Genomic DNA, 11,321 nt, shown 5'->3' with positions numbered 1-11,321 from the left:
TTACCGCGCACCGATCCCGATGCCCAGCGGCGCGGCCACCATCACCCCCGGTACTGGTCCTTCAGGCGCACGTAGTGATCGGCCGAGTAATGCAGCGATTCGATCTCTTTGTCGCTGAGCGTGCGCGCCAGCCGTGCGGGGTTGCCCAGCCACAGCTCGCCCTCGCCGACCACCTTGCCCGGGCCGAGCACCGCGCCGGCGCCCAGGAACCCGTGCGTGTTCACCTGCGCACCATCGAGGATGCAGGCGCCCATGCCGATCAGACAGTAATCGCCGATCGTGCAGGCATGGATGATGGTGCCGTGGCCGACCGTGACGCCCTCGCCGATGATGGTGGGGTAGCCGCCCTTGTTGAAGGGGCTGTGGTGGCTGACGTGGATGATGGTGCCGTCCTGGATGTTGCTGCGCGCACCGATCCGCACGTGGTTCACATCCCCGCGGATCACCGTGCCCGGCCAGACCGAGACGTCATCGCCCAGCACCACATCGCCGATGATGGTGCAGGCCGGATCGATGTAGACGCGTTCGCCGAGCACCGGCAGCTTGTCGAGGAAGGGGCGGATCGGGGACATGCATGAACTCCGGCAACGCAGGGACTGGGACGCCGCCTGCCGCGTTGTCCCGGCCCCCGATGATAACGCGGGTGTGCCCGCCAACCGCCGCTGGCGCGCAGACCATCGACTGCGCGACTGCGCGACTGCGCGACCGCCGACCGCACGACCGCACGACTGCACGACTGCGCGACTGCGCGACTGCGCGACGGCGCGACGGCGCGACTGCGCGACTGCGCGACGGCGCAACCGCACGCCATCGACGGTAGAGCCGACCGTTGGTCGGCTGCCCGGAATCCCCCGGCGGTGGCTGTGCAGCCGACCAACGGTCGGCTCTACCCGGGGTTGTTGCGCAGCCGACCAACGGTCGGCTCTACCGGTGGGGTGCGGCGTTACGCGGCGCGGATGCGGCGCGCGCGTTCCAGATGGACCAGCAGCAGCGAGATTGCCGCCGGGGTCATGCCGGGGATGCGTTGGGCCTGGCCGATGGTCTGCGGCCGCACGCGCTCGAGCTTCTGCTGCACTTCGGCCGAGAGACCGCGCACGCTGGTGTAATCGAAATCGGCGGCGATGGCGGTGTTTTCATGACGCTGCTGGCGTTCGATCTCGTCGCGCTGGCGGTCGAGGTAGCCGGCGTACTTCACGCCGATCTCGACCTGTTCGGCCACCTTGGCGTCGGCCACGGCGGGGCCGAGCGACGGCACCTGCATCAGCTTGGCGTAGTCCAGTTCCGGGCGCTTGATCAGGTCCAGCACGTTGGTTTCGCGGCTGACCGCCACTCCCAGCGTGGCTTCCACCTCGCGGCCGAGCGCATTGCCCGGCGTGGCCCACAGGGCGCGCAGCCGCGCGGTCTCCTGCGCCACCGCGTCCTGCTTGGTCTGGAATGCGCTCCAGCGGCGGTCATCGACCAGCCCCAGTTCGCGGCCGAGGCCGGTCAGGCGCACGTCGGCATTGTCCTCGCGCAGCTGCAGGCGGTACTCGGCGCGGCTGGTGAACATGCGGTACGGCTCATTGGTGCCGTGGGTGATCAGGTCGTCGACCAGTACGCCCAGATAGGCCTCGTCGCGGCGCGGGCACCAGCCGGCGTCGTCACGGGTGAAGCGGGCGGCGTTGAGGCCGGCCAGCAGGCCCTGTGCGGCGGCTTCTTCATAGCCGGTGGTGCCGTTGATCTGGCCGGCGAAGAACAGGCCGCTGACGGTCTTGGTCTCCAGCGTGTTCTTCAGCCCGCGCGGGTCGAAGAAGTCGTATTCGATCGCATAGCCGGGGCGGGTGATGTGCGCGTTCTCGAAGCCACGCATGCTGCGCACCAGCTCCAGCTGCACATCGAATGGCAGCGAGGTGGAGATGCCGTTGGGATAGATCTCGACCACGTCCAGCCCCTCGGGCTCGACGAAGATCTGGTGGCTGGCTTTTTCGGCGAAGCGCACCACCTTGTCCTCGATGGAGGGGCAGTAGCGCGGGCCGATGCCTTCGATCTGGCCGCTGTACAGCGGCGAGCGGTGCAGCGCGTTGCGGATGATCTCGTGGGTGCGCTCGCTGGTGTGGGTGATCCAGCAGCTGACCTGCGCCGGATGCTCGTCCACGCTGCCCAGGAAGGACATCACCGGGCGCGGGTCGTCGCCGGGCTGTTCTTCCATCAGGCGGTAATCCAGCGAGCGGCCGTCGATGCGCGGCGGCGTGCCGGTCTTCAGGCGGTCGATCACGAACGGGCGCTCGCGAAGGCGCGCGGCCAGCGTGGTCGCCGGCGGGTCGCCCATGCGTCCGGCCGCGTACTGGGTCTCACCGACGTGGATCTTGCCGGCCAGGAAGGTGCCGGCGGTCAGCACCACGGCGGTCGCGCTGAAGCGCAGGCCGGTCTGGGTGATCGCGCCACGCACCGCATCGCCCTCGATGACCAGGTCATCGACCGCCGCCTGGAACACGGTCAGGTTGGGCTGGGCCTCGACGATCCGGCGGATCGCCATGCGGTAGAGATTGCGGTCGGCCTGGCAGCGCGTGGCGCGCACGGCCGGGCCCTTGGAGGCGTTGAGCGTGCGCCACTGGATGCCGGCGCGGTCGGCGGCATGCGCCATTGCGCCGCCCAGGGCGTCGATCTCCTTGACCAGGTGGCCCTTGCCGATGCCGCCGATGGCCGGGTTGCAGCTCATCGCACCGATGGTTTCGACGTTGTGGGTCAGCAGCAGGGTGCGCGCACCGCTGCGTGCGGCCGCCAGCGCGGCTTCGGTGCCGGCGTGGCCGCCGCCGATGACGATCACGTCGTAGCGGTAGAAGGAGTCAGTCATGGCGGAGGAGCTCGGGACGGGGCCGGGCGGCCCGGATCAGCCCTGGAGGCAGGGCGCGGGTGGCGATTTTAGCGCCATTCGTCGGGGGCCATGAAATCCACCCTCAAGTTGGCACGTTTTCTGCAGATAACCCAATAGCACCCAGGATGGCATGCGCCTTGTGCGCAACGGACCGGAATTGGAACAGGGGCCGGTCCAAGCGCATCGTGGGGAAGCAGAGGGGCCGGCAGTCGGGGGACTGTCGGCCCTGTTTTTTTGCCGGTTCCAGCGCGAACGCGCCGCCTAAATACAGAAGGCCCCGCCAGTAGCGGGGCCTTCTGCGTTTAAGGTGCCGACATCCGACAGGGCCGGAACAGGGGGGATCCAGATGTTCCTGGCGGATATCGACATAGAGCCGAATGTGACGCCACTTGTCGCTTTTGACACTTTGTGACCGTGGCTGTCACCGCCCGGCTAGAGTGAACTGCCGGGCGCGTGAAAATCAAGCCATCTCAGGGCTCAACTGTGCGTTGGTTCGCATTGTTGAGATTCCGCCACGGGGAACCGTTCATCCTCGGCGAAGACGGACGCGGCGCCTGGGCCGGGCGTGCCTGCGGCGGCGACGGACGCTGCTGTTGCTGCCGTTGCTGCTGCGGCGGCCTACGCGGCCCACCGAGCGAATCCATGTTCCGCCACGGCGAGCCGCCGTTGTTCGGCCGCGGGCGATCCGGCGGACGGGTCGGGTTGCCGTTGCCGTTGCCGTTTCCGTTGCCATGGCCGGGGCGCGGCGGTGGGCGGTGATTGTGCGGCGGGCGATAGTTCGGATACGGGCGATACACCGGATAGCCGTAGCCACCGCCATAGCCGTAATACCCGCCACCGTAGTAGCCGCTGCCGTACCCATAGGGATATCCGGCCGGGTAGCGATACTCGACCGACGGTGCGCCGTGGTAGTAGCCGCTGCCGCCGCCACCGCCGACATAGTCGTACGTCGCGCAGCCGGACAGGGCCAATAACAGGCCACCGGCAAGAACAAGGCGCATTTTCATGATGGGTCCCCCCAACGGGCTGTAGGGCCAGCTTCGGCCCAGGGCATTGAATCAGCCCTTAACTCGGCCCGATCCGAATGAATGGTTGCCATGCTGACACGTTCATCAAGTCGGATGTGGGCAGGGGGCATACGTTAATCTTGCGTCATGAGCGATTCACCCTTGCCCTGTGTTGACGACGTGCTGGCGGCGGCGGCGCGCATTGCCGCGCACGCCTGCGTGACCCCGGTGTTGCGCTCGCGCACCCTGGATGCGCTGACCGGCGCCACCGTGGTCTTCAAGGCCGAACACCTGCAGCGCAGCGGCGCCTTCAAATTCCGCGGTGCCTGCAATGCTGTGTGGGCGCTGACCGAGGCGCAGGCCCGGCGCGGGGTGGTCACCCACTCCTCGGGCAACCATGGCGCCGCCCTGGCGCTGGCCGCGCGTACCCGTGGGATTGCCTGTCACGTGGTCGTGCCCGAGGGCGCGGTAGCGGCGAAACTGGCCAACATCGGCCGCCACGGGGCCACGTTGTGGCGCTGCGATGCCTCGATCGCCGCGCGCGAAGCCATGTGCGCCCAAGTCCAGGCCGAAACCGGGGCGACCCTGGTCCATCCCTATACCGACCCGTGCGTCATTGCCGGCCAGGGTACGGCCGCGCTGGAACTGCTGCATGCCAGCGAAGGGCTGGAGATGATGGTGGTGCCGGTGGGCGGCGGTGGCCTGGCCGCGGGTACGCGGCTGGCACTGCAGGCCGCCGCCCCGCTGGCCGAGCTGGTCCTGGCCGAGCCGCTGGGCGCGGACGATACCGCGCGCTCGCTGGCCGCTGGCGAGCGCCGCATCGATTTCACCCCCCACACCGTCTGCGATGGCCTGCGCGGGACGCTCGGCGCGCCCAACTTCGCGCTGCTGCAGGGCGCGGCCCAGGTCATCACCGTCGCCGATGAGGCGACTGTCGCGGCGATGCGGCTGATCTGGCAGGTGCTCAAGCAGGTGGTGGAACCATCCTCGGCGATCGCCCTGGCGGCGATCCTCGCCGAACCGGCACGCTTTGCCGGCAAACGGGTGGGCGTGGTGCTTTCCGGGGGCAATGTGGATCTGGATGCGCTGCCGTGGGGCGCGGTATGAGCCGACGCACCGGGGTGGGCGTGTTCGGGTGGCTGTGGCGGCTGTGCATCGTGCTGGCCGTGTGGCTGCTCGGGGTCACGGCGTGGATCGTCTGGATCGGCGAGCGCGACCAGGCGCAGAGGGCCGACGCGATCATCGTGCTCGGCGCGGCAGCCTATGACGCCAAGCCTTCGCCGGTGTTCGAAGAGCGCATCCGCCACGGGCTGGATCTCTACCAGCAGGGCTATGCCCCGCTGCTGATCTTCACCGGTGGCTATGGCGGCACCGGCGCGCGTTTTTCCGAGTCGCAGGTGGCGCGTCGCTACGCGCTCAAGCAGGGCGTGCCCGATGACGCGATCCTGATCGAGACCGCCTCACGCACCACCCGGCAGAACCTGATCGAGGCGCGGCGCTTGATGGAGCAGCGCAAGCTGCACCGCGTGATCATCGTCAGCGACCCGCTGCACATGGCGCGCGCGCTGCGGCTGTGCCGCGAACTGGGCATCGATGCGCTGGCCTCGTCCACGCCGAGCACGCGCTTCCGCAGCTTCCACACCAGCTGGCGGTTCCTGGCGCAGGAAATCTATTTCTTCCACCGCGACCTGTTCCCGTCGTAGCGCCGACCGTTGGTCGGCTGGCCCGGGCCGCCGTGCGGCCAGCCGACCAACGGTCGGCTCTACGGGATCACCGTGATCACCGCGGCCGGCGCGATCACCTCGATCAGCGCGATCGGCTCAGGGCGTTCTGCGGCGGATCGGAATCGCCGACACCGGCACCGTGGCGACATCGTGACCGCGCTCGCGGATCGGCGCGCCACCTTCTGGTGCCCAGGCGTGTGCGTAGATCACTTCCCAGCTGCTGGGCAGCTTGCCGTCGTCGCGCCGCAGCGGCTCGTAGGCGTCACGCGCGGCATCGAAACGCCCGCGCCCGGTCAGTGTGTGGCGGCGGTCCTGGCGCGCGTTGGTGGCGCCGATCGCCTGCAGCTCGCGCATCAGCGCGGTCAGGTCGTCGTAGGTCAGGGTGAACAGGTCGCGGTCCAGCACCGGATCGCGGAAGCCGGACATCATCAGCGCATCGCCGAACTGCGCGATCGGGGCGAAACGACTGACATGCGGCACCTCGTCGGCGGCGGCGAACGCATCGCGCAGTTCGATCAGCGTCTCCGGCCCGAACGTGGAGACCAGCAGCAGGCCGCCCGGCTTGAGCGCACGGCGGAACCCGGCGAACACTGCCGGTAGATCCTCCACCCACTGCAGGCACAGGTTGCTGAAGATCACATCCACGCTCTGGTCCAGCACCGGCAACGCCTGCGCATCGCCGCACACGCGCGAGAACGGCTTCCACCAGCCCGCCTGCTTCTTCGCTTCGCGCAGCATCGGCTGGGCCAGATCCAGCGCGATCACCTGCGCCTTCGGCCAGCGCTTCTTCATCAACGCGCTGGCGTGGCCGGTGCCGCTGCCGACATCGAGCACCACCTGGGGCTGGCGGTTTTCCAGGTAGTCCAGCGATTCGAGCAGGCGCTTCTCCACCTCGCGCTGCAGCGCGGCGGCGGCGTCGTAACTGCGGGCGGCGCGCGAGAAGGCGCGGCGGACGTGATGCGGATCGAAGCTGGACGTCATGGGGTACTCACGGCTCAAAACGGTGGTGCGGGTGGAATCAGAAGGTGCCCGGGTAGGCGCCGCCATCGATCAGCAGGTTCTGCCCGGTGATGTAGCCGGCCTGCGCGCTGCACAGGAAGGCGCAGGCGGCGCCGAACTCGTCAGCGGTGCCGAAACGGCCCGCGGGAATGTGGGTGCGTTTGCGTTCGGCCAGCTGGCCGGCGTCGATGCCCTGCTGCTGCGCCAGGTAGGCGAAGTTGCCGCGCAGGCGGTCGGTATCGAACTGGCCCGGCAGCAGATTGTTGAGGGTGACATTGTGCGCGACGGTTTTGCGGGCCAGTCCGGCCACGAACCCGGTCAGTCCTGCGCGTGCGCCGTTGGAGAGCCCGAGGATGTCGATCGGGGCCTTCACCGACGAGGAGGTGATGTTGACCACGCGGCCGAAGCCGCGCTCGATCATGCCGTCCACGGTGGCGCGGATCAGCTCGATCGGGGCCAGCATGTTGGCATCCAGCGCGGCGATCCAGTCTTCGCGGCTGAACTGGCGGAAATCGCCCGCCGGCGGGCCACCCGCGTTGTTGACCAGGATGTCGACCTGCGGACAGGCGGCCAACGCAGCGTCGCGGCCTTGGGTGGTGGCGATGTCGGCGACGACCCCGATCACCCGGCGCGCACCCGGCAGGGCCTGCAGCTCGAGCACGGCGCGGTCCAGGGCCGCTTCACCGCGCGCGGCGATGACCACGTTGACGCCTTCGCGTGCCAGTGCGCGCGCGCAGCCCAGCCCGAGGCCTTTGCTGGCGGCGCAGACCAGGGCCCAGCGGCCGGCGATTCCAAGATCCATGGGTCAGTCCTGTGGGGAAAGGCAGGCGTACATGATCGGCGATGCGTGGCCGGAACAGGTCAAGACAGTGCGGCAACGAAGTGTTGCAGCTGCGTGGCGACCTCGTCGGTATGGCCCAGGAACGGCGCGTGCCCGCCCTGGGCGACCACGTGGGCCTGCGCGCCCGGCACCCGTGCCGCGGCGGCCTGCATGGCCCGCGCCGAGACCAGGCGGTCGCGCTGGCCGGCCAGCCACAGGCTCGGTTTGCCCAAGGTGGCCAGGGCGCCGCGCAGGTCGGTGTTCTCCAGCAGGCGCAGGCCTTCCTGCAATGCGCGCGGGGCCGGTTCACCGCGGGCGACCAGCATTTCGCGCAGCGTGCGCAGTTCCTGCCGCGCGTGCTCCGAGCCCATCGCATCCAGCGCCAGGAAGCGCTCCAGCGTGCCGCGGTAGTCCTGCGCGAGATCCTGGCCGAACTGCTCGAACACCGCCGGCTCCACCGCGTGCGGCCAGTCATCGCCGCGCACGAAACGCGGCGTGGCCGCGATCATCGCCAGGCCGCGTACCTGCGGCAGCGTCGCGGCGGCATGCAGGGCGAACAGGCCACCGAGCGACCAGCCGCACCAGACCGCCGGTGGCGTGGCGGCGGCGATGGCATTGACCACGTAGGGCAGGCGCAGCGGCGTGGTGTCGTCACGGCTGGCGCCGTGGCCGGGCAGATCCACCAGGTGCAGCTGGACGTGCGCGGACAGGCGCTCCACCAGCGGCGCGAACACACCGCCATGCAGGGCCCAGCCGTGGATGAGGACCAGTGCCGGGCCCTGGCCGATGACCTCGATATGCATGCTCAACGCTGCGGCATCACGCGGTCAGGGCATTCAGTGCGTGCTGCTGGACCGCAGTGTCGCGTGCATGGGCGATCGCATCGACCAGCGCGTGGACCTGTGCCGGCGCATGCAGCGCGGACAAGGTCACGCGCAGGCGCGCCTTGCCCTCGGGGACGGTCGGCGGGCGGATCGCGCTGACCAGGAAACCGGCTGCTTCCAGCGCGGCCGACATCGCCATCACGGTGGACTCGGCGCCGCACAGCAGGGGTTGAATCGGGGTATCGGATGGCATCAGTTCCAGACCGTGCTGGCGGGCGCCGGTGCGGAAAAGGCCGATCAGTTCGGCGAGCTTCTCGCGGCGCCAGTCATCGCGGCGCGCCAGCTTCACCGCGGCCAATGCGGCGGCGGCCTGGGCCGGCGGCACGGCGGTGGTGTAGATGTAGGGGCGTGCCGTTTCGGCCAGGTGCTGGATCATCGCCTCATCGCCGAGCACGACCGCACCACTGCCGCCCAGTGCCTTGCCGAGTGTCGCCAGCTGCAGCGGCACATCGTTGACGCCCAGGCCGGCCTCGGCCACGCAGCCGCGGCCGTGTTCACCGACCACGCCGATGCCATGCGCGTCATCGACGTACAGCAGCGCTTCCTGCATGCGCGCCACCAGCGACAACGACCGCAGCGGCGCCATGTCGCCGTCCATGCTGAAGACGCCGTCGGTGGCCAGCATCGCCGCGCCGCTCGGCGCGTGCTTGAGCTGGCGCAGTGCGCCTTCGGTATCCAGATGCGGGTAGCGGCGCAGGCGGCAACCGGCCAGGCGCGAGGCATCAAGCAGACTGGCGTGGTTGAGCCGGTCCTGCACGCAGACATCGTCCTCCTCGCTGAGCAGTGCCTGTTGCACGGCGAGATTGGCGGCGAAGCCACTGCCGAACAGCAGGGCCCGCGGATAGCCGAGCCAGTCGGCCATCTCCCGTTCGAGCGCGTCATGCAGCGCGTGGTGGCCGCAGATCAGGTGCGAGGCGGTCGCGCCGGCGCCTTCGCGCGCGGCGGCATCCTGCAGTGCGCTGACCACGCCGAACTGCTGGGACAGACCCAGGTAGTCATTGCTGCAGAAGTTGGTCAGCCAGTGGCCATCCACTTCCAGCTGCACGCCATCGCGCCGGCTCACCACGCGGCGCACCCGCAGGCGCCCCTGCGCGTCGCGGAGCTTGCGCTGGGCCTGGATGCGGTCGTGCAGGTCAGGACGGGCCATGGTCGTCAGGGGGTCCGGGTGGGCCGTTAGCGTACCCGGTTGCCGGGCCCGCTGCTCGGGGCTCAGGCCGCCTGCCCGCAGCTGCCGCCGGCGGTGATGTCGGCATGGACCGTACCCGGGTGGTCGTGCCCGGTGGCATCCACCGTGACCGCCATCGGGCGCAGCCCCAGCCGTTCGAACAGGGACAGGTCGCGTTCGGTGTCCGGGTTGCCGGTGGTCAGCAGCTTTTCGCCATGGAAGATGGAGTTGGCTCCGGCCAGGAAGCACAGCGCCTGCAGCTCATCGCTCATCGCCTCGCGCCCGGCCGAGAGCCGCACCATCGAGCGAGGCATGATGATGCGCGCCACTGCGATCATCCGCACGAACTCGAACGGGTCCAGCGCGGCAGTGCCGTGCAGCGGGGTACCGGCCACCTGCACCAGGCGGTTGATCGGCACCGAATCCGGGTGGGCGGGCAGGGTGGCCAGCGCCAGCAGCAGGCCGGCGCGATGCTCGCGCGTCTCGCCCATGCCGACGATGCCGCCGCAGCAGGTCTTCAGCCCGGCATCGCGGACATGCGCCAGCGTGTCCAGACGGTCCTGGTACTGGCGCGTGTGGATGATCGAATCGTAATAATCCGGCGCGGTGTCCAGGTTGTGGTTGTAGTAATCCAGCCCGGCCTCACGCAGCGCGGTGGCCTGCTCGCCGCTGAGCATGCCCAGCGTGGCGCAGGTCTCCAGGCCGAGCGCCTTCACCTCGCGGATCATCGCCGCCACCTTGGGGATGTCGCGGTCCTTGGGCGAGCGCCACGCCGCGCCCATGCAGAACCGCGAAGCGCCGGCCGCCTTGGCCTGGCGCGCCTTGGCGACCACCTCGTCGGTGGCCATCAGCTTCTGTGCGTCCACGCCGGTGCTGTAGCGCTGCGCCTGCGGGCAGTACGCGCAGTCTTCCGGGCAGCCGCCGGTCTTGACCGAGAGCAGGGTCGAGATCTGGACGTCCGCCGGGTCGAACTGCTCGCGGTGCACGCTGGCCGCGCGATGCAGCAGGACCGGGAAGGGCAGCGCGAACAGGGCCAGTACCTCTTCGCGGTGCCAGTCGTGGCGGATGACAGAAGCCATGGGAGTGTCCTGACAGATAGTGGAACGAAAGGGCGGCAGTCTGGTGAGGCTGTCACCATCTGTCAACCATATGATCTTATCTAAAGTTTACGGTGCGCTGGGCTGGCTGGGCTGGCAGATCCTGCCGTTGCGCTGCCTGGTCTGCGATTGTCCCGGCGAGGACGGCATGGACCTGTGCCGCGCCTGCCATCGGGCGCTGCCGTGGAACGACCGTGCCTGCCGGCGTTGCGCCCTGCCGCTGGCGGTGGACGACCCCGGGGACGCCGACGGCGATCACTGCGAGCGATGTGTGGACGACTGTCCCCGCCAGGCGGCGGCCAGTGCCGCGTTCCTGTACGCGCCGCCGATCGACAGGCTGCTCATCCGATTCAAATTCCACCAGGATCTGGCCGCGGGACGGTTGCTCTCGCAGCTCATGCTGCAGCGCGTGCCGTCGTTTCTGGCCGGGCCGCTGCAACCGATGCCACTGCACCGCCGCCGCTTGCGCCAGCGGGGTTACAACCAGGCGCTGGAACTGAGCAAGCCACTGGCACGCGGGCTGTGCTGCCCGCTTTGGAACGGGCTGCAGCGCACCCGCCAGACCGCCGCGCAATCGACGCTGGATGCGGACGCCCGGCGCAGCAACCTGCGCGATGCTTTCGCCGTGCGTGGGCATCCGCCCGCCGGGCTGACCATCGTCGATGATGTGATGACCACCGGGGCGACCACGGATGCCGCGTTGCGCGCGCTGCAGTATGCCGGCGCCGGGCCGATGCAGGTCTGGGTCTGTGCGCGGGTGCCGTGACCCCC

At 69.3% G+C, this 11,321-nt stretch carries 11 protein-coding genes; 3 read left to right on the top strand and 8 right to left on the bottom strand.

Features of this window, described 5'->3' with window-relative positions; translation table 11 throughout:
• Positions 1–41: 41 nt before the first annotated feature.
• From PV764_RS16420 to PV764_RS16410, 3 genes are all read right to left on the bottom strand, one after another.
• Positions 42–572 carry a gamma carbonic anhydrase family protein gene (locus tag PV764_RS16420; protein WP_019185423.1) on the bottom strand — a complete coding sequence of 177 codons (531 nt, stop codon included), beginning with the start codon at positions 570–572 and terminating at the stop codon, positions 42–44.
• Positions 573–943: 371 nt separating this feature from the next.
• Positions 944–2,833, bottom strand: a complete 1,890-nt coding sequence (gene mnmG, locus PV764_RS16415; protein ID WP_421117106.1) for a tRNA uridine-5-carboxymethylaminomethyl(34) synthesis enzyme MnmG — start codon at positions 2,831–2,833, stop codon at positions 944–946.
• A gap of 491 nt (positions 2,834–3,324) precedes the next feature.
• Complete coding sequence (locus tag PV764_RS16410) at positions 3,325–3,861, bottom strand: hypothetical protein (RefSeq protein WP_421117105.1); 537 nt, start codon at positions 3,859–3,861, stop codon at positions 3,325–3,327.
• A gap of 147 nt (positions 3,862–4,008) precedes the next feature.
• Between PV764_RS16410 and PV764_RS16405 the strand changes: the two genes are divergently transcribed.
• Positions 4,009–4,968: a pyridoxal-phosphate dependent enzyme gene (locus PV764_RS16405; RefSeq protein WP_284128641.1), complete on the top strand. Its 960-nt coding sequence runs from the start codon at positions 4,009–4,011 to the stop codon at positions 4,966–4,968.
• The gene (locus PV764_RS16400) at positions 4,953–5,564 is read left to right on the top strand and encodes a YdcF family protein (RefSeq protein ID WP_284128642.1); all 612 of its coding nucleotides are present in this window, start codon (positions 4,953–4,955) and stop codon (positions 5,562–5,564) included. Before PV764_RS16405 ends, PV764_RS16400 begins: the two co-directional genes overlap by 16 nt.
• A gap of 117 nt (positions 5,565–5,681) precedes the next feature.
• On the opposite strand, the gene bioC is transcribed toward PV764_RS16400, so the two are convergent.
• The 5 genes from bioC to bioB form a co-directional block, all read right to left on the bottom strand.
• Complete coding sequence (gene bioC / locus PV764_RS16395) at positions 5,682–6,566, bottom strand: malonyl-ACP O-methyltransferase BioC (protein ID WP_421117104.1); 885 nt, start codon at positions 6,564–6,566, stop codon at positions 5,682–5,684.
• 37 nt (positions 6,567–6,603) lie between these two features.
• Positions 6,604–7,386, bottom strand: coding sequence for an SDR family oxidoreductase (locus PV764_RS16390; protein ID WP_019185229.1), 783 nt, complete (start codon positions 7,384–7,386; stop codon positions 6,604–6,606).
• A 59-nt stretch (positions 7,387–7,445) separates the two neighbouring features.
• Positions 7,446–8,207: a pimeloyl-ACP methyl ester esterase BioH gene (gene bioH / locus PV764_RS16385; protein ID WP_019185230.1), complete on the bottom strand. Its 762-nt coding sequence runs from the start codon at positions 8,205–8,207 to the stop codon at positions 7,446–7,448.
• Between the two features lie 16 nt (positions 8,208–8,223).
• A complete protein-coding gene (bioF, locus tag PV764_RS16380) occupies positions 8,224–9,435 on the bottom strand; it encodes an 8-amino-7-oxononanoate synthase (RefSeq protein WP_421117103.1) in 1,212 nt (403 codons plus the stop codon).
• Positions 9,436–9,497: 62 nt separating this feature from the next.
• Positions 9,498–10,532, bottom strand: a complete 1,035-nt coding sequence (gene bioB, locus PV764_RS16375; protein ID WP_019185232.1) for a biotin synthase BioB — start codon at positions 10,530–10,532, stop codon at positions 9,498–9,500.
• Positions 10,533–10,602: 70 nt separating this feature from the next.
• On the opposite strand from bioB, the gene PV764_RS16370 reads away from it, so the two are divergent.
• Positions 10,603–11,316, top strand: coding sequence for a ComF family protein (locus tag PV764_RS16370; protein ID WP_019185233.1), 714 nt, complete (start codon positions 10,603–10,605; stop codon positions 11,314–11,316).
• Positions 11,317–11,321: the final 5 nt, after the last annotated feature.

Origin of the sequence: Stenotrophomonas sp. AS1 (assembly GCF_048957655.1) — a bacterium.
GTDB lineage: Bacteria > Pseudomonadota > Gammaproteobacteria > Xanthomonadales > Xanthomonadaceae > Stenotrophomonas > Stenotrophomonas bentonitica_A.
Note: the sequence above shows the minus strand (reverse complement) of the source record. Positions and strands in the feature narration are given on the sequence as shown.

Excerpts from the sequence above, each read along its gene's own strand:
- PV764_RS16420 (WP_019185423.1), bottom strand. The coding sequence starts at position 572 with ATGTCCCCGATCCGCCCCTTCCTCGACAAGCTGCCGGTGCTCGGCGAA.
- mnmG (WP_421117106.1), bottom strand. The coding sequence starts at position 2,833 with ATGACTGACTCCTTCTACCGCTACGACGTGATCGTCATCGGCGGCGGC.
- PV764_RS16410 (WP_421117105.1), bottom strand. The coding sequence starts at position 3,861 with ATGAAAATGCGCCTTGTTCTTGCCGGTGGCCTGTTATTGGCCCTGTCC.
- PV764_RS16405 (WP_284128641.1), top strand. The coding sequence starts at position 4,009 with ATGAGCGATTCACCCTTGCCCTGTGTTGACGACGTGCTGGCGGCGGCG.
- bioC (WP_421117104.1), bottom strand. The coding sequence starts at position 6,566 with ATGACGTCCAGCTTCGATCCGCATCACGTCCGCCGCGCCTTCTCGCGC.
- PV764_RS16390 (WP_019185229.1), bottom strand. The coding sequence starts at position 7,386 with ATGGATCTTGGAATCGCCGGCCGCTGGGCCCTGGTCTGCGCCGCCAGC.
- bioH (WP_019185230.1), bottom strand. The coding sequence starts at position 8,207 with ATGCATATCGAGGTCATCGGCCAGGGCCCGGCACTGGTCCTCATCCAC.
- bioF (WP_421117103.1), bottom strand. The coding sequence starts at position 9,435 with ATGGCCCGTCCTGACCTGCACGACCGCATCCAGGCCCAGCGCAAGCTC.
- bioB (WP_019185232.1), bottom strand. The coding sequence starts at position 10,532 with ATGGCTTCTGTCATCCGCCACGACTGGCACCGCGAAGAGGTACTGGCC.
- PV764_RS16370 (WP_019185233.1), top strand. The coding sequence starts at position 10,603 with ATGATCTTATCTAAAGTTTACGGTGCGCTGGGCTGGCTGGGCTGGCAG.